This window comes from Mesorhizobium sp. P3_A10 (assembly GCF_056403175.1).
In genome coordinates, this window is the sequence record NZ_JBFUFZ010000001.1 from 524268 (window position 1) to 550276 (window position 26009).

Sequence of the window (26009 nt, forward strand, 5' to 3'; positions counted from 1 at the left end):
TCCGGCAAGCGTGTGGATCTCAGGTGATGCGCTGAATGCTCGCGGCGATCTCTTCCGGCTCGAACACCCGCTTCCAGTCGTCGCGCATCAGCACCGGCTTGCCAAATTCGATCGCCTTGTTACAGGCGTCGGAGAACACGCCCTTGGTTTCGCCGAAGATGACGGCGCCAAGCACATTCATATGGCCGAGCAGGAAGTCGAGCGCGGCTTGCTTGTCGACGCCACGCGCCACCACCTCGTCGACGGCTTCCTTCATGACGACGAGCAGCGAGGCGCATACCGTCTCAGAAAGCCCTGGCTCGAGCAGCGCCATCTGCTCGACCGTGACGCGATGCGAGCGCATCACCGGCGCCCAGATGATCTTGGCGATCGCCTCGCCCTTGGCGTAGTCCTCTTCCGGCCCCTGCATCAGCGCGCTGACCATATGCTGCTTGGCCTTGACGCCGCCGAAATAGTCTTTTTTGGCCGCCATATCGGTCTCGTCGTTGAAGATCGGCGGATGGCAGGGATGGGTGACGAAATAGGTCAGGTCCGGCCGCTTCGGCAAATGGCCGGCGAACGGTGCGGCTGCGTCGAGCACGACGACCATCGTGCCGGATGCAAGCTTGCTCTCGATGCTGGCCGCCACCTTGCCGATATGCGTGTCCGGAACCGCCAGGATCACCACATCGGCGCCCTTGAGCGCCTCGTCGGCGCTGACCGCATCGAAGCCCAGTCCGGTCTTCAGCCGCTCGCGGCCGGCCTCGCTGACCTCGACATGGCGGATCGTGTAGTCCGATCCGCGAAAGTTGGTCGACAGGCGGTAACCCATTTTCCCACCGGCACCGAACAGCGCAATCGTTGTCATGTAATCCTGCTCCTGATTTTCCAACGATGGCTCAACCGATCGTCATCTTATCAACTGGTATAATCACTCTACCATGTTTTGGCAATTCGGGTAGCGATGGAATCGATGGCCCCGCTGGTCAGGCCTCTGGGCGGCGCCGCAGCATTGTTATTGCCGCTCGCGACGTCGAACCATGTCAGGCGGCAGACTGTGCTGAAGCAGGCACAGTGCGAGGCCGTCATTGGCTCTTGAACGGTCGAGCCGGACACGCGTAACATCGCGCCGAATAACCGCTCACATTGAGTCTGCTTCACTAGTCCGGGCTAAACCCCGGGCGGATTTGGATATTTTCCTTGAATACCGATGCGGCCAGCGGCGCGGGGAAGCGCGGCAAATCGTTTGCCCATGTGGCGGAAGCCTCATGGGGCAAGGGCCTCAGCACCTTGCTGCGTATCGCCCGCATGACGCTTCGCCATCCCTGGCAGGTTGCCATCACCATCGTCTCGACTTTCATCGCCGCGACGCTGCAGCTTTTCATTCCGCGTCTGCTGGGGCGCGCCATCGATCAGGCGCAAGGCGTGATCGTTGCGGGTGCCGGCGTGGCGGCCGAGCACGCTCTATGGAACACGGCGCTCACGCTGCTCGTCGTCAGCATCCTGCGCGGTCTCTTCACCATGGCGCAGAACTATTATGGCGAGGCCGTCGGCCATCGCACCGGCTATGAACTGCGCCTGGCTTTCTATGAGAAGATCCAGCGCCTCAGCTTCTCCTTTCACGACCGGGTCCACACCGGCGATCTCATCACGCTTGGGCTGCTCGATCTCGACGGCGTGCGCATGTTCTTTTCCACCGGCATCCTGCGCGTGGTTCTGCTCGGCGTGCTGATCGGCGTCGGCTCGTACCTTCTGATCAGCACCGACCTCGAGCTCGGGTTGCTCAGCCTGAGCTTCGTGCCGTTCGTCGCGTGGCGATCCTCGGTCACCCAGCTGGCACTGCGCAGCACCTGGCTGACGCTGCAGGAGCGATTGTCGGTGCTGAGCCGGGTGATGGACGAGAACCTCGGCGGCATCCGTGTCGTGCGGGCCTTTGCGGCGCAGAAGCACGAGCTGGAAAAATTCGACCGCGCCAAGCTGTCGGCGCTGGAGCTCGCCAATCAGCGCGTCGACATTCGCGTCTCCAACACCAGCGCCATGAATTTCTCGTTCCTCGTCGCCATGGGCCTGGTGCTGTGGTTCGGTGGCCAGAAGGTGATCGCGGGGCAGATCAGCGTCGGCACGCTTGCCCAATTCCTGACTTTCATGACCATCCTGCAGATGCCGGTGCGCCAGCTCGGCCTGATGGTCAATTCGTTCGCGCGCGCCTCGACCTGCGGCACGCGGCTGTTCGAACTGCTCGACGCCGAGCTCGACATCAAGGACGCGCCTGACGCCAGGGATCTCGTCGTCACCGACGGCGTGCTGCGCTTCGACAATGTCGGCTTCCGCTATGCCGGCGCGGGCGAGCGGGAGACGCTGTCCGGCATTTCCTTCGAGGCCAGGTCCGGCGAGACCATCGGCATTGTCGGCCCGCCGGGCAGCGGCAAGTCGACCATCGCCCACCTGATCCCGCGCTTCTACGATGTCGCGTCAGGCGCGATCACCATCGACGGCCAGGACATCCGTGAGGTCACGCTGCAATCGCTGCGCAAGGCCGTCGGCGTCGTGCAGCAGGACGCGTTCCTGTTCACCACCTCGATCGAGAACAACATTGCCTATGGCAATCCCTGGGCGCGAGAAACCCGCATTGGGCAAGCCGCCGAGTTTGCCCAGTTGCACAACTACATCATCGGTCTTCCCGCCGGCTACACCACTGTCGTCGGCGAACGCGGCGCCTCGCTTTCCGGCGGCCAGCGCCAGCGCCTGACCATCGCCCGCAGCCTGATGCTGCGGCCATCGGTGCTGGTCTTCGACGATTCCACCGCGGCAATCGACGCCGGCACCGAGCAGCGCATCAGGACGGCGATGAAGCGCTTCGCCAGGGATCGCGTCACGCTCATCATCTCGCACCGGCTGAGTTCCCTGATGCATGCCGACCAGATCCTGTTCGTGGAGAACGGCCGCATCGTCGAGCGCGGTACGCATGAGGAGTTGCTGGCGCTCGGTGGACGCTATCGCGCGCTTTACGACCTGCAGCTGCGGCCCGACGACGACCGGCCTGTGGCGCTGGGAGCCGCATGATGTCGACACAGAGCGACGACGAGAAGGACGATACCAGCGGACGGCCGGCAAAGGCGGTCGTCGGCTCGCATCGCGACGAGGAAGAGGTATTCGGCAAGGCCTACGATCCGCGCATTGTCAGGCGTATCTGGAGCTTCGTGAAGCCGTATCAGGCCAGGATTTTCATCTCGGTCGCCGCGGTGCTGGTGTTCACGCTGACGCAACTGGCGATCCCGCTGATCATCCGCTACGCCATCGACCATGGCATGACGGCGGGCAGGCTCGACCGGTCGGTGATGAACGCCGCGATCGCTGCTTTTACGGTGGTCGTCCTCGTCAACTATGCCGCCTCCTACGTGCAGGAAAGCGTCGTCGGCAAGGTGGCCGAGAATGTGCTGTCGGACCTGCGCCGCGCCATGTTCAGCCATTTGCAGCGGGTCTCGCTGAGCTTCATGGACAAAACCGAGGTGGGACGGCTGATGTCGCGCCTGCAGGGCGACGTCAATTCGATGCAGGAATTCCTCGAAACATCGGTGATGTCGGTGGGCGACATCGTGCTGTTGTTCGGCATCGTCAGCGTCCTCTTGTGGCTCGATTTCAGGCTTGGCCTGCTGACGCTGTCGACCATGCCGGTGCTGTTCATCGTGCGCCTGTTCTGGCTGCCGCGCGCCAAGGTCGCCTTCATGGCCGCGCACGAAACCAACTCCATCGCCAACGGCGCGCTGGCGGAAGGCATTCATGGCGTGCGCACCGTGCAGAGCCTGGAGCGCCAGCACGTCAATTTCGACCTTTACGACGAGAAGGTGCTGGCCAATCTCAACGCCCATTTGAGGTCTGCCAGATATGCGCAGGTGATGGTGCCGATCGTTGATACGCTGACCGGCATCGCCATGGCGACGGTCATTGTCGTCGGCGGTTCGATGGTGCTTTCGCAAAACCTCGACATCGGCGTCATGGTGGCGTTCCTGTTCTACATCCAGCGTTTCTTCGACCCGATCCGCTCGCTCACCATGCAGTACAGCGTCATGCAGCGCGCCATGGCGTCTGGCCAGCGCATCTCCGAAGTGCTCGACGTGCCGGTGGACGTCAGCGACAGGCAAGGCGCTGTCGCTCTGTCGCGCGACATGGACGGCTCGGTCGAGTTCAGGAACGTCACCTTCGGCTATCGGCAGAACCTGCCGGTGCTGAAGAACATCTCGTTTCGCGTCAATCCGGGCGAGACGGTTGCGCTCGTCGGCCCGACCGGTTCGGGCAAGTCAAGCTCGATGGCGCTGGTGCACCGCTTCTACGATGTCTGGTCAGGTCAGGTTCTGGTCGGCGGCCACGATGTGCGCGACGTGACGCAGGACTCGCTCGGCGGCCAGGTGGCCATGGTGCTGCAGGAACCGTTCCTGTTCTCCGGCTCGGTGCTGGAGAACATCCGCTATCGCAAGACATCCGCCAGCCGCGAAGAGGTGGTGCGCGCCGCACAGGCCGTCGGCGCGCACCACTTCATCGAGCAACTGCCCGATGGCTACGACACCGAGCTCGAGCAACGCGGTGGCAATCTCTCGCTCGGCCAGCGCCAGCTGATCAGCTTCGCACGCGCGCTGGTCGCGGATGCCAAGATCCTCGTGCTCGACGAAGCCACGGCCAGCATCGATTCCTACACCGAGATGCTGATCCAGAAGGCGCTGGTAAAGCTGCTGGAAGGCCGCACCGGCCTCGTCATCGCCCACCGACTGGCCACCATTCGCGGCGCCGACCGCATCATCGTCCTGCAGAATGGCGAGATCGTCGAAAGCGGTAACCATGAGCAATTGATGGCAGGAAAAGGCCTCTACGCCCGCCTCTACAACATGAACTACGCCTCGTTCGACGATATTTCAGACAGCGAGCTGGAGCTGGACGCGGCGGTCGGCAAAGCGACGTGAATCAACGATCACCTCGCGAGGGTGTGGTACCGGTGATCGGCAGCGGCAACCGCGACGACGCCGTCTTCGCGGACGGCGACCGGCTGGACCTCACCCGCTCGCCAGCCTCGTCGATGACCTTCGGCACCGGCCTGAATGTCTGCCTCGGTCAGCATGTCGCCCGCATCGAGATCGCAGCGATGATCGAGGCGCTGTCACCCGCGCGCCAGGCTGGCGCCTTGATGCCGCCAGCGCCAAGCGCCGCCCGTCGCTGACGTTCCACGGCATGAGCGCCGTGCCGCTGTTTCTCAGCCGCACTGGCGAAACGGACGCGTCTGCTCGAGGATCGCCGGATCGAGCGACCTGACGACCTCCGCGATCTTCGCCTGCGGGCGTTCGCGGCGTCAACATCGTCACCACGGATGGTCCGGCGGGTCGCGACTGTCTCACCGCGACCGCCATATGCAGCGTCTCCGAAGATCCGCCGGCGCTGCTTGTCTGCCAGCGACGGGCGAGCAGGAAGGCAAGACTAATCCGTAGTCGACTCCGATTGGATCAGGCTTTCGAGAAGATCAAGCAGGCGCCCCTGCCGCTCCGCGCCGTAGCGTTGCTCGATCGCCGCATAGATCGCGGCACGCTCGGGCGACAGATCCTCGATCAGCGCCAGTCCGGCCGGACTGATGGCGAGCAGCGCCCGGCGTCCATCGTCCTTGACCTTGTTGCGGGTGATGAACTGCCGTTCCTCCATCGCCTTGATGATGCGGGTCAGGCTCGGCGGCAGGATCGAGGCGCGATTGGCAAGCTCGGTTGCTTCAAGCGGACCGGCTTCGGCAAGCACACGCAGCACGCGCCATTGCTGCTCGGTGATGTCGTGGCGGGCAAGCATCGGCCGGAAATGCGCCATGATCACTTCCCGGGCGCGAAGCAGAGCCATCGGCAATGAGCGGCTAGTGCTGGGCGGTAGCACGATCAGGTCTCCAGATGATTCCAATTCGGTTCCGCCGCCGGCACGCAGCCCCCGGGACGCGACACTGAGCTATATCCGTCATTTTGCCGGAAGCGGCAAATCCCGGGCGAACGGCAGCGGTTTTACACAGAGAACTACGCTCAACATTCCGCAGTCAAGACATAATTCATATGTTAATTACAAGGCGTAGGAACCCTTGCCGGTGCCATCGTCTCGCGCAATGGCGAGGTCGAGGAAACCGGCCTTGGCGCCGGCGTGCTCGATCATCCGGCCAAGGGCATCGTCTGGCTAGCCAACCGGCTGCACCAGTAAGGCATGCGGATCGCCGCCTGACAGGTGGTGCTGTCGGGCTCGTTCGTGCGCCCGGTCGAAGCGCGCCACGGTGACAGCATCGTCGCCGATTTCGAGCCGTTCGGAACGATCAGCCTCGCTTTTGCCTGACAGCCTACGTCGGCCTTGCAGGCGGTCACTGCCCTACCCCGCGTACACTGGATATCGTCATCAATGGGGTGCGATAGACAAGCCGCCTTGTCCGCCAGCTGCCCCCTGGGAACACCTGCTTGCATGAAAATGAGGAGCTAGAGCATTGCAGACGATCCTGTCTCCGCCGGAATGCTCTACTACCGCAGATCAGGTAGTCCAAGGCGGGCCCATTCGTCAGGCGGGATGGCAGCTCCGACGCGAAGGTTTAGAGACAAGACCTTTGTCGCATTGGTGTCGATCTCGCACCGGAAGCTCAGCCGGTACCATCTTCCTTGTGCATGGAAAGTGGCGTTCGGGACGTCGAAGACATTGCCTGTCTTCACCGGAATGCGTGGCACCAGATCGGGAAAGTAAGAGGCATCCAGCAGTTGCTGTTGCATCGTGCTGGCGCAAAGGTTGTCAACCCGCTGATCACGCGTCATGTCATCCATCGCGGTCGTAGCGAACGCACTGGCGGTCGCACCTTTCGAATAAAGCTTGCGGACACCCGGAAGACCCGAATACGCCCGGGCGGCGACCACATCCGCGGAGTCTGGCGTCCTGGCGTTAGCTTTTACAGGCTTCGAGACCTTTGCAGATTGCGGCGCATTTTCAGGTCTGGCCTTCGGCGCTTGAGCCGACGCGGGAAGTTCGATCTCACCGTCACCGCCGGCAGCAGTCAACGGCGTTGCCGACGCGGCCGCTTTTGTCTCTTCATCCTTCGGCATCACAAGCGGCTTTGGATCGTCGTCCTTGGCCGGCGACGGCGAGTTGTCTTGAGCGCTGGCCCCATCCAGAGATTTCCTGGGGCCGGTGTCCTTGTCGCCGAACTGGAAGACCGGCTTCAGGACCTCGATTTCCGATGGCTTTTCCGGTGCAGGCGGCTTTTCGACCTTTTGCTCGGGAGGTTTTTCGACTCTCGGTTCCGGTGGCTTTCTGGCCTCGGGTTTGTTTGGAGACCGCGTAGGAACAGGTTTTGGCTGATCCGGCGGAGGCACGAGGGCGACATTGACCGCTTGCTCGTCCTGCGGCTGTTGGGGACGACTGGGCAGGCCGTAGACCAGGAACGCGATGATGAGCGCATGCAGGATCAGCGATGCGGGCAACGCCCACAGCAAAGTCCGACGCCGCTCAACTGTCTCGTCCTTCATCCCTCACGATGTGGAGTGAAAGTGCGGCGGCATCAAGCATGGCCACCCGATTGGCGCAATTTAGCCGCCGCTCAGCACCAGGCGGTCCCGGCAACATTCAGCACGCCGTCGATCTCGGTCATCCCGCCTCCATTTTCTCAACGGCGCAGGCTGGCGTGGCGTGCACGCGCGCGAATCTCTTCGCGAGAAATGCCGGCATCGGCCAATGTGCTGTCTGAGGCCTGCCTCAGCCTCGCAAGCGTCTGGCGATAGACAAGCCATTGGGCGAAACGGTGTCGCAGCTCGTACAGCATGATCGTCTCCTTTGGCGCGCAGAATGCCCGCCCGCCTGGGTTTCTTGAAAACGCAAAGCATCTGCGCAAGGCGCTTGCGTGATCGAAAGGATTGCGCTGGCTTCCTGGTCAGCTGAGGCGCTTGTCACTGTCCCGCCAGGCAGGATTGTTCAATGCCTCCAATGCCTGCATACTTGCGCGGGATGCCCGTTTCGCGCTACAGCCGTGGCCGCAAGGAGTTTTTCATTTCTGAAAGATGGATATTGGCTGGGACGATCTGAGGTTGTTTCTCGACGTGGCGCGGCTGGGTGGCTTGAGCGCAGCGACGGCAACCACGCGCCTCAGCGCGGCCACCTTGGGACGACGCGTCACCGCGCTCGAAAAGCAGATCGGCGAACCGCTGTTCGTGCGTCAGCAGACCGGCTACCAGCTGACACCGGTCGGTGAAGAACTGCTGCGGCGCGCCGAAGACGTCGAGGCTGCAATGCAGTCGCTGACCCGCTGGCGCGAGGGAACCCTACCTGACCGCATTGTCCGCGTCTCGGCCGGGCCATGGACCTCGGCCTTCATTTCCGCCCATATCGGCGAGATCTGGACGGTCGATGACGGCATAAGGGTGGAGTTCATCACCACCACCGACCGGGTCGACATCGGCCGCCGTGCCGCCGACATCGGCATCCGCAGCGAGCGACCGACCGAGCAGTGGCTGGCCGGCCGTCAGAGCGGCAAGGTCGCCCACGCCATTTATTCCGGACGCCATTTGATCAACGGCATCGCCGCCGGCTTGTTCGTCGGCGTCACCGGCGAAGGGGCAAACATTGCCTCGGCGCGCTGGCTGCAAGCCCATCATGGCGACCGCATCGCCGTGCGCGGCAACAACACCCATTCGGTGCGCGAACTGGTGGCCGCCGGCGCCGGCCTTTCGATCTTTCCGTGCTTCGTCGGCGACAGCGATCCGCGGCTGGTGCGCGTCGCTCAGCCCATCCCCGAACTCGAAACCGACCAATGGATCGTCACCCATCACGAGGAACGTCACGCCCCGCCGGTGCGAAAGGTCGCCAACCGGATTGCCGGCTTGATGCGGGCGCACCAGCCGCTGTTTCGCGGCGAGACGCCGATCCGGTAAGCCCCAGGCGTCGATCGGCCGTCAGCCGAGCCGCATGTTGGCACATGGCCGGGCTCCGCCGCTATCAGATGCGACACCGGTTTTCGACCGAAGCTAGCAGCATGATTTCAATCGCTTAGCTGTCGAGTTCCCTGGTGGATCTAACAGGGAATTTATCTGGGGGAGTAGGGAAACCAGTTCCGCCTCCAGCGGAGGCTCCAAAGCGTGCTTCATTCCGGAGAATAGGCAAGTCAGTTCGAAGCTGCTGATCTGAACTTGCTGGGTGGTTGACCATAGGCCTGGCGGAAGAGCCTCGAGAAATGCGAGGCGTTCTCAAACCCGACCTCGACGGCGATCTCGATCATCGGAGCCCGGGTCTGCATCAGCAGGTGCTTCGCCCGCTCCAGACGCACCCTTGTGTAGACGACCGCCGGAGAGCTCTTTGTCTTCTCCATAAAGAGGCGCTCGAGTTGTCTTCGGGACAGTCCGACCAAGGCCGCCAGCTTGGGAATGGAGATCCTATTCTCGACATGGTTCTCCATGATGATCAGCGCCGCCTTGAGCCTGGGATCATGGCTCTCGATGGAAAGCGGTCTGCGCGGCTGGATGTCCGAAGCCGAGCGCGCCTTCTCGATCTGCAGCACTTCGAGTGCGTTTGTCTCGGCCTCCCTGCTGATATGGCGCCTGACGATAGACGCCGCCATATCTGCCGCGCTGCTGCCCCCGGCACATGATCCCCTGGTACGATCAAGATTGAACAGACGGTCCGCCCTGACCGCGTGATCGGGGAAGCGCTCGCGGAACGCCTGAAAGTGGAGCCAGCTGACGCACGTCTGGTGGTGCTTCATCAGGCCAGCCTCGGCCAGGATGAACGTTCCCGTACAGACCCCAATCAAGGGAACCTTCGCAGCAGCGGCCCTCTTGAGGTAGCTGACTGTCTCGCTGTCGACCGGGAATTCACTGTTCAGCAGCCCGCCGACGACCACGATATAGTTGAACTCACCCGGGTCGACGAAATCCGATGTCGGCGCGACCTGGACTCCGCAACTGGATGTGATCAGATTTCGAGTGCTCGCCAGGAGCTGCCAATCAGCGAAAACCCTGCCGGATTTGTCGGTCTCGTCGCTCGCCAGTCTGAGCGTGTCGACGAACAGCGCAAACGCGGAAAGCGTGAAGGAGCGAGCCAGAACAAAGCCGATCTTCAATCGGTCGATCTCCGGAACCTCATTGGCTGATTTCATGTCCGCCTGCCTCTGTGCTTATTGGGCCGACAGCATCTGACGATGTCACCATGCCCGCAAGCGAATATCGGAACGAGTGATCGCACCCTGCTGCGATCGGCTGCAGTGGTTCGCCGATACAATCGTCCACCGGCAATCCACAAACTCCTTACCCTTTGCCATCGTCGCACAGCCCTTGCCGTCGGTGCACCTACTGCTTCACCGAGGTGGAGGTACCCCAGGTATCCGACAGCACGTAGCCTTGCGGGTAGGGATCGGTTGGATCGAGATAGTAGCTGTGCTCGCCCGTGATCCAGGCTCGGCCGGTGATCTCCGGAACGATTGCCTTGCGGTCGCCGATCCGCGTCAGCTCCACAATCCTGCCGGTGAAGCGCGAGCCGATGATCGATTCATGGATCAAGACGTCGCCCATTTCCATCAAGCCGCGCGCCTGCAGCACGGCCATGCGGGCCGATGTGCCGGTTCCAGTCGGGCTGCGGTCCGAGCGGCCCGGCGAAACGATGCAGGTGTTGCGCGTGACTTTGCCCGGGCCCTGGAACGGCATGGCGAACTGCACGATCGATACACCGCGCACATGGTCGAATTCGGGATGCACGACATCGAGTTGCTCGCGCGCGGCCCGCCGGACCTTCTCGCCTGTTACCGCCAGCTCGCGAGCCTCGTCGGGGGCGACCGAGAAGCCGAGCGCCTTGGCATCGACGATCGCATAGAACATGCCGCCATAGGCGATATCGACCGTGAGCGTGCCGAGCCCCTCCACCTCGATGTTGGCGTCCAGGCGATCGACAAAAGCGGGCGCGTTGCGGAAAGTGATAGACAGGCATTTGCCGTCGCGGCATTCGGCGCGCACCTCGATGACGCCACCCGGCATGTCGAGTTTGAAGCGTGTCTCGGGCTCCTGCATCGGCACCATGCCGGTCTCGAGCAGCACGGTGGCAACACAGATCGTGTTGGAACCGGACATCGGCGGATATTCCGTCGGCTCCATGATGATGGCGCCGGCGACGCAATCCTCGCGCGTCGATGGAACCAGCAGATTGACGTGCCGCGCAACGCTGCCGCGCGGTTCGCAAATCAGCATCCGCCTTATATGGTCGTGATCGCGTGCCATCGTGATCATCTTGTCCATCATCGTGCGGCCCGCCGGCGGTAGGACACCGCCGACGATGACGTCGCCGACTTCACCTTCGGCATGGCAGCCGACGACACGAATGGAGGCTTTCGTACGCATTGTTGTTCCTTGTCGATTTCATTGCCTTCACTGCGAAACGAGCAGCGAGTCCCGAAGTTCAGGCCCGGATGTCTCCCACGGTGAACCCTTCTGGGAAAGGACCATCGTTCTCCAACACGACCAGCGAGAATGGAATGTGCAAAGAACGAGTTTGGTCCAAAAGAGCTTCGCATGCAAACCCGAGCAGCCGCCGAACGTTGGTTCGGAAGCATTGGTTCCTTGCGTACGGCCGTTCTCGGCCTGAGCTGGCCAACGGCCGACTTTCTCTCTGATTTTTCTGGATTCTGCTGGTCTCACGAGGACTGTCGTTCGGCGCTGGGCGACAGCGCCAGCTGGCTGGTCGTCTCGAACAGAAGAAGCAATGCTGGCGGGCGCTTCGGTGGCCGAATGGAAGCTATTGCGGATTGCGCCGCAGTGCCCGGAGTTTTGCATCCGAGCCGCGAGTTGGCTGTCTCGTTACTTGACCTTCATGCCGGTTTGTCGTCCGGGTGGCCGAGTTCGCAGAACCAGCCGCCGAGATACTTCACCGATGGCCTTGTCGGATCGGGAACGGGGGTTTTCGCCTCTACCGCCCCGCGGAATGGCTCGGCACTGTCTTGCGGGATGAACCCCAGATGGTTGGCGCCGCTGTTGTCGACCATCTTCAGTCTGTTGTCGGAGATGCCGAAGGAGATCGTGTGGCCGACACGCGGCGCGACAAGCGCTGCCTCGACCAGGCGCACGCAGTCGGCGAAGGAAAGGTACGACCACAGCATGCGCCGGTCGGCCGGTTCGGGAAAGGACGAGAAGATGCGCAGGCACGCCGTCTCGATGCCGAACTTGTCCCAGTAGAGCCGGCTGAGACTCTCGACGAAGTTCTTGGACACGCCGTAGAGGCTGTCGGGCCGCACCGGCGCGTCGACGCCGATATGCGCCTCGACCTCGTGATAGCCGATGGCATGCACCGAGGAGGCGTAGATGACGCGCTTGACCCCATGTTTCCGCGCACCCTCGTAGATGTGGTAGGAGCCGCGGATGCTGGAATCCAGGATCGTCTGCCATTCGCATTCGAGCGGCGCGCCGCCGAAATGCACGATCGCATCGCAATCCATGGTGGCCGCGATCGTCGCCTCCATGTCGGCGAGATCGAAGATCGCTTCCTCCTCGTGCGGGGCAAGATCACCGAACGGTTCGCGTCCCGCCAGGCGGATCGTTTTCGCCAGCGGCACCAGCCCCTTGCGCAGCTCCGAGCCGAGACGGCCGGCGGCGCCGGTGATCAGGATACGTTCGTAGTGCGGCATGATTTACTCCACTTGCGCGACGGCGGCATTGATGCGCGCGATCGCCTCGGTCAGCACCTCTTCGCTGGTCGCCGTCGAGATACGAAAATAGGGTGAAAGTCCATAAGCAACGCCAGGAACCGACGCCACGCGGCCTTCGTTCAGAAGATAATTCGCCACCGCCGTATCGTTCTCAAGCACGACGCCCTTGGGCGTCTTGCGGCCGATCAGGCTGGCACAACCGATATAGGCGTAGAAGGCGCCTTCCGGCGGCGAGAGTGTAAGGCCATTGATCTTCCTGATCCCGTCCACGACCAGGTCGCGGCGCGCCTCGAAGGCTTGCCGGAAGCGCGCCACCTCATCCTGTGGGCCATTGAGCGCGGCGACGGTCGCGGCCTGCGCAATCGAGCATACGGAGGTGCAGGACTGGCTCTGGATGGTCGACATCGCCTTGAGAAGCGGCGTCGGTCCGGCCGCATAGCCGACGCGCCAGCCGGTCATCGCATAGGACTTCGCGACGCCGTTGACGATCAGCGTGCGGTCCTTGAGCTCGGGGCAGGCCTTGCCGAAGGAAACGAATTCGCGCCCATCGAACAAAATGTGCTCGTAGATTTCGTCGGAGAGGACGAGCACCTGTGGGTGTTTTGCCAGTACCGCGCCCAGCGCCTTGAGATTCGCTTCCGAATAGATCGCGCCAGACGGGTTGCCCGGCATGTTGAGGAACAGCCACTTCGTCCTCGGCGTGATGGCCTTTTCCAGAACGTCCGGCGTCAGCCGGAAACCTGATGTCTCCGGACACTCGACGACGACTGGCGTGCCGCCGAGCAGCTTCACCATTTCGGGATAGGAGACGAAGTACGGCGCCGGCAGGATCGCCTCGTCGCCGGTCTCGAGTGTGGCCAGCAGCGCGTTGAAGATGATCTGTTTGGCGCCGTTGGCGACGACGATATCGTCGGCCGTGTAGTCCAGCCCGTTCTCGCGCCGGAATTTGCTGGCCACGGCTTCGCGCACCTCGGGCGTGCCGGCGGCACCGGTGTAGAGCGTCTGGCCTGCCTTCGCCGCGAAATGGGCGGCATCGATGATGTGCATGGGCGTCGGGAAATCCGGTTCGCCGAGCCCGAGATCGATCACGTCTACGCCCTTGGCGCGCAGCGCCTTGGCGGCCTGCGAGGCCGCCATCGAAGCCGAAGGCTTCACCACCGCCAGGCGCGAGGAAACGTAGCTCATTGGTCGTTCTCCGAGATGTAGCCCTTGGACCGGTCGTTCGCCCGCGCCTGGGCGCCGCGTTTCGCCGGATCGCCATAGCCGCCGCCGCCCGGTAGTTCCAGGATCAGCCGGCGACCGGCCGGAACGTGCTGCCAGCCCTTGGGCCGCATTTGCGTGCCATCGTCGAGCTTGACCACGCCGGCAACGCCAGGCTCGCCGCCATTGCGTCCATGGGCAGGGTGGTTGACGCGGTCGAACATGGCCGAGAAGTCGAATTCGTGGCCTTCGGTCGCCGCGATCTCGATAACCTGCCCCAGACCGCCGCGGAATTCGCCGTCGCCACCGGAATTGGGACGCAGCTCCTTGCGCCAGATGACGATCGGACCGGTATGCTCGGTCGCCTCGATCGGCATCGTATGCACGCCGGAGGGGAACGCCGTCGCCGACAATCCATCGAGGCCAGGACGCGCGCCCATGCCGCCGGAGTTGAACATCAGCACCTCGGCGCGGCGGCCAGAGCCGCCAGCGACCGGACGGGCCGAGATATGGATGTTCCACAGCGCACCGGCGCCTTCGGCGAGGATCTTGCCGGGCATCGCCTGGGAGATCGCACCCAGCACGAGGTCGGGGACCATGTGGCCGAATATGTGCCGCAGCGCCACCGGCGCCGGCCGCACGGCGTTCAGGATGTTGACCGGCGACGACACGGTGAAGAAGGCAAGCGAAGCGGCATTGTTCGGGATGTCCGGGGCCACCACGCATTTCAGCGCATAGCAGGCATAGGCCTTGCTGTAGATGATCGGGCAGTTGATGCCCCAGCGGCTCATCGGGTCTGTGCCGGTGAAATCGACATCGACGCCGCCGTCGCGAACCGTGACGGTCGCCGCAAGCTTCACCGGCGCGTCATAGCCATCGGTGACCAGCTCGTTCGACCAGCTTCCCTTGGGCAGCGCCTTGATGCGTTCGACCATGGCATCCTGCGTGCGCGAGAAGATGAAGCCGCCGAGCCCGTCCAGCGACGTCAGGCCGATCTCCTTCATCATGTCGACGAGGCGGCGATGGCCGACCTCGTTGCAGGCGGCGAGCGAATAGAAATCGCCGACCACCTGGTTCGGCTCGCGCACATTGGCGCGCAGGATCCTGACGAGGTCGAGATTGACCTTGCCCTTCTCCGCGAACTTCATGATCGGGATCTGGATGCCTTCTTCGTAGACCGATTTGGCGTCGGCGCCGAAGCCGCGCCCGCCGACATCGACGACATGCGCCGTGCAGGCGAAGAACGCCACCAACTCGCCGTTCAGGAACGATGGCGACACCATGGTGATGTCGTGCAGATGGCCCGTGCCCAGCCAGGGATCGTTGGTGACGTAGGTGTCGCCCTCGAACATGTTGTCGCGCGGGATTTCGTTCATGAAATGCAGCACGGCCTCGGCCATGGTGTTGACGTGGCCGGGCGTGCCGGTGACGGCCTGCGCCAGCATCTGGCCGCGCGGATCGAACACACCGGCCGAGAGGTCGCCGGATTCGCGCACCGAGGTCGAGAAGGCGGTGCGCAGCAAGGTCAGCGCCTGCTCCTCGACCACTGAGACCAACCGGTTCCACATCACCTGCATGCGGATTTCGCCGATGTCGCTCATGCCTGGCTGCCTTTGCGGGTGAGAAGGATCGCGCCGTCGCTCTGGATCACGGCGTCGAAGCTGGTGGTGATGACGGTGGAGGTCTCGCGCTCGACGATGACGGCCGGGCCTGCCACGCGGTCGCCGGCGCAGAGCGTCTCGCGTTCGACGATGCCATAGGTCTGCGGCGCGCCGCTTGCCGGGTCGAAGACCGCGCGGGTTGTCACCGGCGCGCTGGTCCGCTTGCCGGTGGTAAGCTCGTGCCTGGCGACGGCGGGGCGAACGTCCGTCGCCTTGACTGACCAGGTGACGATCTCGATCTCCAACCCGTCGAGCCCTTCGATGGCACGACCGAAGAAGCGCTGGTAGTTCGCCTCGAACAGCTCCTTGAGCGTTGTGGCGGCATCGTCGCCGAACGGCTCGTCCGCCAGCGGCACGGGGATTTCCCAGCCCTGGCCGGCATAACGCATGAAGGCGGTGATCTCGCAGATTATCTTGCCGGCGGCGCCGGTGCGCACGAAGCTCTCGGCGGAGGCCTTGAGGTCGCCGAGCAAGGCGTTGGTTTCTGCTGGCTTGAACTTTGACAAGCGTGTCAGCTTCGACGCCAGCGCCTCGTAGCCGAACGGCGCCCTGAGGAAGCCGATCGCCGATCCGACGCCGGCGCCCTTGGGGACGATGCACTGGTCGATGCCGAGTTTTTCGCAGAGCCTTGCCGCGTGCAGCGGGGCCGCACCGCCAAAGGCGATCATCAGATTGTCGGAAATGTTCTTGCCGTTCTCGACGGCGTGGACGCGGGCGGCATTGGCCATGTTCTCGTCCACCACCTCGCAGATGCCGAAGGCCGTCGACATGGCATCGAGCGAAAGACGCTCGCCAACGTCGCGCAAGATGGCCTGTTCGGATGCGGAGGTGTCGAGCCGGATCGCGCCGCCGGCGAAATTGTCGGGATCGAGCTTGCCGAGGACAAGGTCGGCGTCGGTGATCGCCGGGCGCTTGCCGCCGCGGCCGTAGCAGGCCGGACCCGGTTCCGAGCCGGCGCTTTCCGGTCCGGTCTGGATACGGCCCATGGCGTCGACCCAGGCGATGGAACCGCCGCCGGCGCCGATTTCGATCATCTCGATCACCGGAACGGAGATCGGCATGCCCGAGCCCTTGCAGAAGCGATAGGTGCGCGCCACCTCGAATGTCCTCGCCGTGCGCGGCGCATAGTCCTCGATCAGGCAGATCTTGGCGGTGGTGCCGCCCATGTCATAGGAGACGACCTTCTCCAGGCCGAAGCGCCGGGCGATGTCGGCGGCGAAGATGGCGCCGCCGGCCGGGCCGGACTCGACCAGGCGCACAGGAAATTCCGAAGCGGTTTCGACCGAAATCAGGCCGCCGCCGGAATGGATCATGAAGACCGGGCACTCGGCGCCCATGTCCTTCAGCCGCGTCTGGAAACGGGCGAGGTAATCGGCCATTTGCGGCCGCACATAGGCGTTGGCGCAGACCGTGTTGAAGCGCTCGAACTCGCGCATCTGCGGCGAGACCTCGGCGCTGATCGAAATCGGGATGCTGAGCTTGCGCGAAAGGATCTCTCGCGCGCGCCGCTCATGGGCCGGATTGGTGTAGGCGTGGATGAAGCCGATCGCCACCGAGCCGAAGCCGCTGGCCGCGATCCGCTCGGCGATCTCTTCGAGAGCAGTCTCGTCGAGCGGTTGCAGTTCCTGGCCTTCGGCACCGATGCGGCCCTTGACCGTGAAGCGGTGTTCGCGCGGGATCAGCGGCGGTGGCAGCTGCAGGTTCAAATCGTACTGCTCGAAACGGTTCTCCGTGCGCATTTCGATCACGTCGCGGAAACCTTCGGTCGTGACCAGTGCGGTCTTGGCGCCGCGCCGCTCGATCAGCGCGTTGGTCGCCAGCGTCGTGCCGTGGATGATGATGCCGATCTCGGCCAGCGAGATCCCGGCGTCGCGGGTGACGATGTCGATGCCGTCGAGGATCGCCTGCTCGGGCGCCGTATAATTGGTGAGCACCTTGGTGGAGAAGATCGTTCCGCGCAAATCGAGGGCGATATCGGTGAACGTGCCGCCGATGTCCGCGCCGAGACGGATGTCGTCGTTCTTGGAGCTCATGCCTTGGCCTTCTGGGAAGCGAGCGCGGCGTCGCGCATCTGGGAAAGGGTCTGTCGAGGCGTCAGCGCCTCCGGCGAGATGGCGATGTCGAGAACGGCGCCGGTCGCCGAGTTGAGCGCCCGGCCGAACGCGGCGGCGAAATCCCCGGTCGACTCGACCCGTTCGGCGTGGAAGCCATAGGCCTTTGCCAGCGTCACGAAATCGGGGTTCTCGAGCGACGTCCCTGAAACGCGGGCCGGATAGTGACGCTCCTGATGCGCGCGGATCGTGCCGTAGATGCCGTTGTTGAGGATCAGCACGATCGGCTGCGCGCCCGCCTGCATGGCGGTGCCGAGTTCCTGGCAATTCATCTGGAAGTCGCCGTCGCCGGCAAAGCAGACGACCGTGCGCTCCGGAAACGCGACCTTTGCGGCGACCGCCGCCGGGAGACCGTAGCCCATGGCGCCGGACTGTGGGGCGAGCAGGCGTGCCTGCGGGCCGAATTTGAAGAACTTGTTCGGCCACACGGTGAAATTGCCGGCGCCATTGGTGAGGATGACGTCGGCGGGCAAGGTCTCGCGCAGCCAGGCACTCACCGCCACCATATCGACCGGGCCTGGCTGGACGGGTGCTGAGAATGTCCCTTCATAGGCCTTGCGCGCCGCCGCGCGCCACTCCGCCCAGGTCCCCTTCACCGGTGTCAGTGTCTTGGCGAAGGCGTTCGGGCCGGCATGGATGCCGAGCGCCGGCACATAGATCTTGCCGATCTCGCGGTCGGAGCCATGGACATGGATCAGCTGCTGGCGCGGCTGCGGCACGGAGAGCAGAGTGTAGCCGTCCGTGGTCATCTCGCCGAAGCGCACATTGACGGCCAGGATCACGTCGGCGTCGCTGATCAGCTTCTTGACATGCGCGACCATTCCGACGCCGGCCTCGCCGACGAAGGCCGGCGAATGGTTGTCGAATTGGTCCTGATAACGGAAGGCGGCCACGACCGGGATGTCGGATGCCTCGGCGAAAGCCTGCAGCGCCGCGCGTCCCTCCGCCGACCAGTTGGCGCCGCCCATCAGCAGCACCGGCTTTTCGGCCGCCGCCAGCAGCTTGAGCGCCGAAGCGATCGCGTCCGCGCTCGGCGCCGGCTCGAAAATCGCTGCCGGGCCGCTGAGCGGGGCGGCCTCGGTCAGGGTGGTCAGCATGTCTTCCGGCAACGCGACGACGACCGGGCCGGGCCGTCCGGTCGTGGCGGTGGTCCAGGCCCGCGCCACGATCTCCGGCAGCCGCGCCACGTCGTCGATCTCGACCGCCCATTTGGCGACGGTTCCAAACACGGCCCGGTAGTCGATCTCCTGGAAGGCTTCGCGGCCCCGCATATCGGTGCCGACCTGGCCGACGAACAGGATCATCGGCGAGCTGTCCTGCATCGCCGTGTGGACGCCGATGCTGGCATTGGTGACACCCGGGCCGCGCGTGACGAAGCAGAGGCCCGGCGTGCCCGTCAGCTTGCCATAGGCCGAGGCCATGAACGCCGCGCCGCCTTCGTTGCGGCAAAGCACGTAGTCCAGCCTGCCATGCGTGTCGTGCAGGGCGTCGAGGACGGCGAGGTAACTTTCGCCGGGAACGCCGAAGCTCTTGGTCGCGCCCAGCGCGATCAGGCATTCGACAAGAAGGCGACCGCCATTGCGGATCATGCTTCGACATCCTCGAGATTGGCGGCAAGCGGACCGAGCCTGCCTTTTCGGTTTATACCTGCACTCTGGCGGGTCGGGGCGAAATCAAGAAATGCGGTCCATTCGAAAGTTTTTCTTTACAGTGCCGATCGCACCAGAACACCGGGGTTCATCGTGCCCCTTGGATCGAGCGCGCCCTTCAGCGGTGCCATGAGCTCCCGCTCCACCGAGCCGCGATTTCGGTCGGCCATGGCGATCTTGGCGCGGCCAAGTCCATGCTCGGCTGCGAAGCTGCCGCCCATCGCCGTGGCCAGCGCCGACAGCGCTTCGGCGAACTGTCCGGCCTTGCCGTCGAAATCGGCGCGGCCTTCCGGAGGCGACAAATTGTAGTGGATGTTGCCGTCGCCGAGATGCCCGAACGGGTTGATCCGCACGCCCGGAAGAATGTCGTCGCAGATCTTCGCGCCGGCCTCGATGAAGCGGGCGATCGCGCCCGGTGGCACCGAGATGTCGTGCTTGAGCTGCTCGCCCTCCAGCCGCTGTCCTTCCGGCTGTTCCTCGCGCAGCCGCCAGAACTGCGCCCGATGCGCGCCCGATGTCGCCAGCGTGCCGTCCAGCACCAGCCCTTGCTCCATCCCCCATTCCAGCGTCGAACCGAGGATCTCGTCCAGGGGAACTCGTTGCGAGCCGGAAGCCAGTTCGACCAGCAGATAGACGTCGCCCCGCGTCTCCAACTGGTAGGAGAGGTCAGGCAGATGCTTGAGCGCCAGCTCCAGCCCGAGATCGCAGAAGAATTCGAGGCCGGTCAGGAATTCCCCGGCCTCGCCGCGCAGGAAGGCGCCGAACGACATGGCGGCGGCAAAGTCGGGCATGACAAGCAGCGCGCCCGCCTGCTGCCTTGGCGTTGGATAGAGCCGCAGCAGCGCGCGCGTCACGATGCCGAGCGTGCCTTCCGCGCCGCAGAACAGCTTGCGCAGCTGATAGCCGGCATTGTCTTTCTGCACCGCGCGCAGCCCGTCCCACACCGCGCCATCAGGCGTCACGACCTCGAGGCCGAGGACAAGATCCTGCATCATGCCATAGCGGAAGGCCTGGCTGCCGCCGGCATTGGTGCCGATCAGTCCGCCGATCCTGGCGCTGCCTTCGGCGCCCAGATGCATCGGGAACATCAGGCCATGCGGCTCCAGCGCCTCGTGCAGCGCGGCGAGCACGACGCCCGCCTCGACGGCGATCGATCCGCTGTCGAGATCGGGCGTGCCGATTGCCGTCATGCGCGACAGCGAGACGATCACCGCGTTCGGCTGCTCCGCGACAGCGCCGCCGCAAAGCCCGGTGTTTCCGCCTTGTGGCACGACCGCCAGTCCGGCCTCCCGGCACAGCTTGACGACGCTGGCGACCTCTGACGTGTCCGCGGGCCGCGCAACGCCCAGAGGCGCGACGCCATAGCGGTTGAGCCAATCGCGCTGGTAGGGCTCGGCGTCATGGCCCGAAAGCCAGCCTTTCGGCCCGAGAATCTCGCGCAACGCGGCTGCGGGGTCAGTCATGAAGATACCTGGAGATATGTGGCGTGCTGGGTGAACGTTGCATCTTCCCAAATGCCGTTCAATGACCCAGCACCTGCGACAGGAATTGCCGGGTGCGCTCGTTGCGGGACGCGGCGAAGAATTCTTCCGGCGGCGCCTGCTCGACGATCTCGCCGCCATCCATGAAGATCACCCTGTCGGCGACCCGGCGGGCAAAGCCCATCTCATGCGTCACGCAGATCATCGTCATGCCTTCCGAGGCAAGCGTGACCATGACGTCCAGCACCTCGGAGATCATCTCCGGATCGAGCGCCGAGGTCGGCTCGTCGAAGAGCATGATCTGCGGCTGCATGCAAAGGGCGCGCGCGATGGCGACCCGCTGCTGCTGGCCGCCGGAGAGCTGGCCGGGAAACTTCATCGCCTGTTCGGGGATGCGGACCTTCTCCAGATAGCGCCTTGCGGTTGCCTCGGCTTCGGCGCGCGGCTGCTTGCGCACGATCATCGGCGAAAGCATGCAGTTGTCCAGCACCGTCATGTGCGGGAACAGGTTGAAGTGCTGGAACACCATGCCGACTTCCCGCCTGATCCCGTCGATGTTGCCGACATCGTCGTTGAGCTCGGTGCCGAGAACGGTGATGCGGCCGCCATTATGCTGTTCGAGGCGGTTGATGCAGCGGATCATGGTCGACTTGCCGGAACCGGAAGGACCGCAGATGACGATCTTTTCGCCCCGCTTTACGGACAGGCTCACCTTCCGCAGTGCGTGGAACGTGCCGTAGTACTTGTCGAGGTTTTCGATCTGGACCGCAGGGCCGGCGGATTGCGACGAATTGCTTGGAATCATATGCGCCTCCTACCGCTCGCCAACCGACATGCGGCGCTCGAGAAAGGCACCGTAGCGGGACAGGCTGAAGACGAAGACGAAGTAGATCATGGCGATGAAGGCGTAGACTTCGACATAGGCAAAGCGCCACTCGCCGGTTCCATAGGCGGCATTGCCGGAGGCCAGGATCTCGAAGAAGCCGACGATGACCACCAGCGAGGTCTCCTTGAACGAGATGACGAACTGGTTGATCGTCGCCGGCAGCGCGTTGCGCATGGCCTGCGGCAAGAGGATGCGGCCGATGCGCTGCCAATAGCTCATGCCGAGCGCCATGGCGGCTTCCTCCTGTCCCGCCGGGACGCCCTGCATGCCGCCTCTGACGATCTCCGCCTGATAGGCTGAGAAGAACAAGGCCGAGCCGAGGATCACCCGGTATAGCTTGTCGCCCTGCAGCCATTGCGGCAGCGCGAACGGCAGCACGATGGCGAAGGTGAACAGGATCGAGATCAGCGGCAGCGAACGCACCCCGTCGATGATCAGGCCGGTGGTCCGCGATATCCAGGGCAGGTCCGAGCGGCGCAGCAGAGCCAGGCAGATCGCCAGCGGAAAGCCGATCAGGCAGGTGGTGACGAAGATGAACAGCGTCAGCGCCAGTCCGCCCCAGGCCTCCTCACCGACATGGGCAAGGCCAAGCACGCCGCCTTTCATCAACACGTAATAAAGGGCAGCTCCAGCTCCCCATACCAGCGCGATGCGGCGTCCGGTCCAGAAGGCCGGGATGCAGCTCAGCACCGTCATCACCACCACGGTAACGCAGGCCAGCGCCGAGCGCCATTGCTCGTCGAAGGGGTAGAGGCCGAACAGGATGATGCGCCACCTGGCCGCGATGACCGACCAGCAGGCTCCAGCCGCCGCCTGGCAGGCTTCCGGCCCGCCGCTGGTGGTGAACACCGCCGAGAAGATCGCCCAGTTCAGGAGCTTCCAGCCCAGGAAGAGCATGATCGCCAGGGAGACCAGCGACAGCAAGGCCTGAAGCGGCGTCGCAAAGAAGCGCCGTCTCAGGTCCTCGAGCTTTCCGGGAGCGGGCGGAGCGACAACGACCATCTCCATCTCTCATCCCCTCAGTTGATTGCCCTTGAGGGCGATTGCTTTGTTGATGCGGTTGAAGATGGCGGCGAGGCTGAGGTTGATGGCGAGGAAGCCTGCCATCAGGATGCCGATCGATTCCAGGGTCTGGCCGGAATGGTTGATGGTCAGCGACACGATCATGAAGAAGTCGGTGAAGCCGATTGCGATGCCCATCGTCGTCGCCTTGATCAGCCAGACATACTGGTTGGCGAGGATCGGCAGCATGGCGCGCAGCGCAAGCGGCAGCTTGACCAGCGTGAACACGCGCCAGGGGCTGAGGCCCAGCGAGAGTGCGGCCTCCACCTGGCCCTTGCCGACTGACTTGAAGCCGCCGCGCACGATCTCGGCGATGTAGGAGCCGCCATAGATGGCGATGGCGACCGCGAGCGCCGAAAACTCCGGTGGAATGCGCAGGCCGCCTCGCAGGTTGAGGCCTTGGAGGGCGGGAAAATCGAGCAGCGGCGCGTCGGGCAGGCGGCCGACAACGAGGATGATGGCCGCAACGGCCAGTGCCGCTGCGGCGGCGGCAAGCTGTATGGAGGAACGCTGGCCGACTGGCTGGCTCAGACGTGACGTCCGGCCAAGCCAGGCCGGCAGCGCGATGGCGGCAATCACGGCCAGTATGGCCAGGGCCATTGCCACGCCGCCGACATTCGGGAACGGGACATAAAGCCCCCGGCTGGTGAGCATAAAGCCCCAGGCTTCGTGCGCGGCGCGCGGTGTCGGCAGGTGGGTGATGAGCGCGTACCAGAAGAAGACCTGGAGGATCAGCGGGATGTTGCGGAAGATGTCGACATAGGTGCGGCCGAGCACCCGCGCCAACTCGTTGGAGGAGGTCCGCGCCAACCCGACGATCGTGCCGACGAGCGTCGCCAGCATCAATCCGACGCTGCCCAAAAACAGCGTGTTGATGATGCCGATGAGGAAGAACCACCAATAGGGATCGTTGGCCGTGGCGGGCAGGAGCGAGAAGTTCACGTCCCAGCCCGTCGACTTGTAGAGGAAGTCGAAGCCGGAAGTGATCCCTTGCTCGGCAAGGTTACGCCGCGCGATCACCACACCGGCAAGCACCAGCGCGGCAAGCGAGCCGACATAGAGGACCTGCAACAGTGCGTTGCGGACCTTCTGATTTCTCAGCAGGCTGCTCATTGACCGATCCTTCCCGAATTGTCGCCGACCCCGCCCGGCATGAGCCGGGCGGAGCGAGGGTGGGATGCGTTCAGACGTGGATCAGTCGATCACCAGCGGGAACAGGACGCCGCCATTGTTCCAGAGGTTGGTCAGGTCACGATCCATCTTGTAGGGCGAGTCCTTGCCGAGATCGCGATCGAAGATCTCCGAATAGTTTCCGACCTTCTTGATGACGTTGTAGGCCCAGTCGTCAGGCAGGCCGAGACCCTTGCCCATGCCCGGTGCCGCACCCAGGAACTTGGCGACCGCCGGCGACGTCGGCTTGGCCTTGATCTCGTCGACGTTCTTGGAGGTGATACCTTCCTGTTCGGCGAAGAGCAGGGCGCTGAGCGTCCAGTTGGCGACGTCGACCCAATTGTCGTCGCCCTGCCGCACGATCATGACCTCTGGCTCGACCGCGATCACGTCGGGCAGGATCACATGGTCTTCGACCTTGCCCTTGGCCACACGCGCGATGGCGAGGACCGGGCCCCATTGCGCATAGAGGTCGCAACGGCCGGAGAAGTAGGCCTGTTCGAGCTCTTCCGTCTTTTCGATGACGACCGGCTCAAGCTTGATTCCGATCTTCTGGCTGTAGGCAGCGACCTGCTGTTCGATGGTTGTGCCGGCAGGGATGCAGATCGTGCCGCCCTGTGCGTCCTTGAGCGACTTCAGGTTGAGCTCCTTGTGCGCCATCACCTTGGTCGTGCCGAGGTAGTATGACATCGAGAACTGGAGTCCCAGTTCCGTGTCGCGGCTCAGCGTGCCGCCCGAGGCCTTGATGACGATGTCGACGTCGCCCGACTGAAGAGAGGGCCAACGCTGCGCCCAGCTGATTGGCACGATCTTCAGTTTCGCCGGATCGCCGAAGACGGCCGTGGCCACGGCCCGGCAAAGGTCAATGTCCATACCCTTCCAGGTGCCTGTGTCGTCCACTTCGGCAAAGCCGAGATAGGAGCCGTCATGGCCGGTGCAGTTGAGCACGCCGCGCGCCTTGACGGTGTCGAGCGTCTTGCCGCCGGCGGCCTCAGCCGGCGCCGCGAAATGCACGAGGCCAAGCGCCAGGGCCGCAGCCCCCCATTGCATCATTTTCATGTTGATTGTCTCCACTGTTGAGGTTGTTCCGTTTCTTGTTGTTGGAGGTCCGAAAGGTGCCCTTCGGACTTCAGTCGCGAAGCCGCTTCCTACTCGGAAAGCGGGGTCGGTTTCGGCAAGGGGAGCTTCAGATCGCTCCGCCAGTCCTGCTGGGCCAGCCATCGGTGCAGGGCTGCCACCGCCTTGACGCGCAGATGCCCGCGCGGGACGACGAGGTAGAAGCCGGGGACTTCCTCCGGCTTCATATCGGCGATGGCGTCGCGGCCGACCGGCGCGACCAGCGCGCCCGATCGCAAATCCTCCTCGGCGTCGATGACTGAGACCAGGCCCACGCCGATGCCTTGCAGGGTCGCCCGGCGCATGGTCGCCGCGTCGTCGAAGCTGATGCTGCGGTCGCCATCGGTCAGTTCCACCCCGAGATGGCGCAGTATGTCCGGCCACAGGCGCTTCGACTTGACGGTGTCGAGCAGCGTGAACTTCGTCAGGTCATGCGCCGACTTGATCTTCTCACCGATATCAGGCGTGCAGCAGATGATCTTCGGGTCCGGCACCAGCAGCGTGGTCTCGTAGTCCGGCCAGCTGCCGTAGCCCCACTGCACCGTCATATCGATGTCGTCGCGGCCGAAATCGGGCAGGTCGACCATCGTCGTCAGGCGCAGATCCGCGCCCGGCAGGATCTCGCGGAACAGCGAAAGCCTGGGCAGCAGATAGTGCGTGGCGAAATACGGGCTGGCATTGAGGTTGATGCGGTCGCGGTAGGTCGATTTGGTGACGCGGCGAACGCCTTCCGAGAATTCGTCGAAGCCGGCTTTGACGTAATGCGAGAGAAGGATGGCGGACTCGGTCAATTCGATCGACCGGCCCTTGCGCTCGAACAGCGTCACCTGCAGCGTGTCTTCCAGCAGCTTGATCTGCTGTCCCACAGCCTGCGGCGTCACCAGCAGTTCGCCGGCCGCCTGCCTGAAACTCTTGTGCTGCGCGACAGCGTGGAAGACGCGAAGCGCGTTGAGCGAAGGAAGGCGAAGCTTGCCGGTCATCGTGAATTCCGCCTCCCTTGCTCGAGACTCCGCTGATCATGCACTGCCGT

General features: G+C 63.8%; 21 protein-coding genes and 2 pseudogenes. 6 read left to right on the top strand and 17 right to left on the bottom strand.

Annotated elements, in window-relative coordinates:
* Positions 1-19: 19 nt before the first annotated feature.
* Positions 20-847, bottom strand: a complete 828-nt coding sequence (locus tag AC1DXU_RS02515) for a phosphogluconate dehydrogenase C-terminal domain-containing protein (RefSeq protein WP_477363947.1) — start codon at positions 845-847, stop codon at positions 20-22.
* 332 nt (positions 848-1179) lie between these two features.
* Between AC1DXU_RS02515 and AC1DXU_RS02520 the strand changes: the two genes are divergently transcribed.
* The 4 genes and pseudogenes from AC1DXU_RS02520 to AC1DXU_RS02535 all read left to right on the top strand — a co-directional run.
* Positions 1180-3042: an ABC transporter ATP-binding protein gene (locus tag AC1DXU_RS02520; protein ID WP_477363950.1), complete on the top strand. Its 1863-nt coding sequence runs from the start codon at positions 1180-1182 to the stop codon at positions 3040-3042.
* Entirely contained in the window at positions 3042-4934 is a 1893-nt protein-coding gene (locus tag AC1DXU_RS02525; RefSeq protein ID WP_477363953.1) for an ABC transporter ATP-binding protein, read from the top strand. Before AC1DXU_RS02520 ends, AC1DXU_RS02525 begins: the two co-directional genes overlap by 1 nt.
* The gene (locus AC1DXU_RS02530) at positions 4931-5188 is read left to right on the top strand and encodes a hypothetical protein (RefSeq protein ID WP_477363956.1); all 258 of its coding nucleotides are present in this window, start codon (positions 4931-4933) and stop codon (positions 5186-5188) included. Before AC1DXU_RS02525 ends, AC1DXU_RS02530 begins: the two co-directional genes overlap by 4 nt.
* A 134-nt stretch (positions 5189-5322) precedes the next feature.
* Positions 5323-5394, top strand: a pseudogene (locus AC1DXU_RS02535) (flavin reductase); the annotation flags it as partial.
* Positions 5395-5442: 48 nt separating this feature from the next.
* Here AC1DXU_RS02535 and hpaR read toward each other — a convergent pair.
* Positions 5443-5847, bottom strand: a complete 405-nt coding sequence (gene hpaR / locus AC1DXU_RS02540) for a homoprotocatechuate degradation operon regulator HpaR (RefSeq protein ID WP_477365946.1) — start codon at positions 5845-5847, stop codon at positions 5443-5445.
* A gap of 234 nt (positions 5848-6081) precedes the next feature.
* On the opposite strand from hpaR, the pseudogene AC1DXU_RS02545 reads away from it, so the two are divergent.
* Positions 6082-6321: pseudogene (locus AC1DXU_RS02545) on the top strand (2-oxo-hepta-3-ene-1,7-dioic acid hydratase); the annotation flags it as partial.
* 179 nt (positions 6322-6500) lie between these two features.
* Here the strand turns inward: AC1DXU_RS02545 and AC1DXU_RS02550 are convergent.
* Positions 6501-7493 carry a DUF930 domain-containing protein gene (locus AC1DXU_RS02550; protein ID WP_477363960.1) on the bottom strand — a complete coding sequence of 331 codons (993 nt, stop codon included), beginning with the start codon at positions 7491-7493 and terminating at the stop codon, positions 6501-6503.
* A 137-nt stretch (positions 7494-7630) separates the two neighbouring features.
* Positions 7631-7786, bottom strand: coding sequence for a YjiS-like domain-containing protein (locus tag AC1DXU_RS02555; protein ID WP_477312402.1), 156 nt, complete (start codon positions 7784-7786; stop codon positions 7631-7633).
* 235 nt (positions 7787-8021) lie between these two features.
* Here AC1DXU_RS02555 and AC1DXU_RS02560 point away from each other — a divergent pair, with 235 nt between their 5' ends.
* The gene (locus AC1DXU_RS02560; RefSeq protein WP_477363963.1) at positions 8022-8891 is read left to right on the top strand and encodes a LysR family transcriptional regulator; all 870 of its coding nucleotides are present in this window, start codon (positions 8022-8024) and stop codon (positions 8889-8891) included.
* A 230-nt stretch (positions 8892-9121) separates the two neighbouring features.
* Here the strand turns inward: AC1DXU_RS02560 and AC1DXU_RS02565 are convergent, their stop codons facing one another.
* The 13 genes from AC1DXU_RS02565 to AC1DXU_RS02625 all read right to left on the bottom strand — a co-directional run bounded on the left by AC1DXU_RS02565 (position 9122) and on the right by AC1DXU_RS02625 (position 25959).
* The gene (locus tag AC1DXU_RS02565; RefSeq protein ID WP_477312404.1) at positions 9122-10111 is read right to left on the bottom strand and encodes a GlxA family transcriptional regulator; all 990 of its coding nucleotides are present in this window, start codon (positions 10109-10111) and stop codon (positions 9122-9124) included.
* Between the two features lie 190 nt (positions 10112-10301).
* Positions 10302-11342 (bottom strand): proline racemase family protein, encoded by a 1041-nt coding sequence (locus AC1DXU_RS02570; protein WP_477363966.1) that lies wholly within the window; start codon positions 11340-11342, stop codon positions 10302-10304.
* A 467-nt stretch (positions 11343-11809) separates the two neighbouring features.
* Positions 11810-12622: an NAD-dependent epimerase/dehydratase family protein gene (locus AC1DXU_RS02575; RefSeq protein ID WP_477363969.1), complete on the bottom strand. Its 813-nt coding sequence runs from the start codon at positions 12620-12622 to the stop codon at positions 11810-11812.
* Between the two features lie 3 nt (positions 12623-12625).
* Positions 12626-13828, bottom strand: a complete 1203-nt coding sequence (locus AC1DXU_RS02580) for a pyridoxal phosphate-dependent aminotransferase (protein ID WP_477363972.1) — start codon at positions 13826-13828, stop codon at positions 12626-12628.
* The gene (locus AC1DXU_RS02585) at positions 13825-15444 is read right to left on the bottom strand and encodes a hydantoinase B/oxoprolinase family protein (RefSeq protein WP_477363974.1); all 1620 of its coding nucleotides are present in this window, start codon (positions 15442-15444) and stop codon (positions 13825-13827) included. Before AC1DXU_RS02585 ends, AC1DXU_RS02580 begins: the two co-directional genes overlap by 4 nt.
* Complete coding sequence (locus AC1DXU_RS02590; RefSeq protein ID WP_477363977.1) at positions 15441-17537, bottom strand: hydantoinase/oxoprolinase family protein; 2097 nt, start codon at positions 17535-17537, stop codon at positions 15441-15443. Before AC1DXU_RS02590 ends, AC1DXU_RS02585 begins: the two co-directional genes overlap by 4 nt.
* The gene (locus tag AC1DXU_RS02595; RefSeq protein ID WP_477363980.1) at positions 17534-19204 is read right to left on the bottom strand and encodes a thiamine pyrophosphate-binding protein; all 1671 of its coding nucleotides are present in this window, start codon (positions 19202-19204) and stop codon (positions 17534-17536) included. Before AC1DXU_RS02595 ends, AC1DXU_RS02590 begins: the two co-directional genes overlap by 4 nt.
* A gap of 116 nt (positions 19205-19320) precedes the next feature.
* Positions 19321-20727: an FAD-binding oxidoreductase gene (locus AC1DXU_RS02600; RefSeq protein WP_477363983.1), complete on the bottom strand. Its 1407-nt coding sequence runs from the start codon at positions 20725-20727 to the stop codon at positions 19321-19323.
* Between the two features lie 58 nt (positions 20728-20785).
* On the bottom strand, positions 20786-21550 hold the full coding sequence (locus tag AC1DXU_RS02605; RefSeq protein ID WP_477363986.1) for an amino acid ABC transporter ATP-binding protein: 765 nt from the start codon (positions 21548-21550) through the stop codon (positions 20786-20788).
* A 9-nt stretch (positions 21551-21559) separates the two neighbouring features.
* A complete protein-coding gene (locus AC1DXU_RS02610) occupies positions 21560-22639 on the bottom strand; it encodes an amino acid ABC transporter permease (RefSeq protein WP_477363988.1) in 1080 nt (359 codons plus the stop codon).
* A 3-nt stretch (positions 22640-22642) separates the two neighbouring features.
* Positions 22643-23806 carry an ABC transporter permease subunit gene (locus AC1DXU_RS02615; protein WP_477363991.1) on the bottom strand — a complete coding sequence of 388 codons (1164 nt, stop codon included), beginning with the start codon at positions 23804-23806 and terminating at the stop codon, positions 22643-22645.
* Between the two features lie 81 nt (positions 23807-23887).
* On the bottom strand, positions 23888-24922 hold the full coding sequence (locus tag AC1DXU_RS02620) for an amino acid ABC transporter substrate-binding protein (protein ID WP_477363994.1): 1035 nt from the start codon (positions 24920-24922) through the stop codon (positions 23888-23890).
* Positions 24923-25011: 89 nt separating this feature from the next.
* A complete protein-coding gene (locus tag AC1DXU_RS02625) occupies positions 25012-25959 on the bottom strand; it encodes a LysR substrate-binding domain-containing protein (protein ID WP_477363997.1) in 948 nt (315 codons plus the stop codon).
* Positions 25960-26009 lie beyond the last annotated feature (50 nt).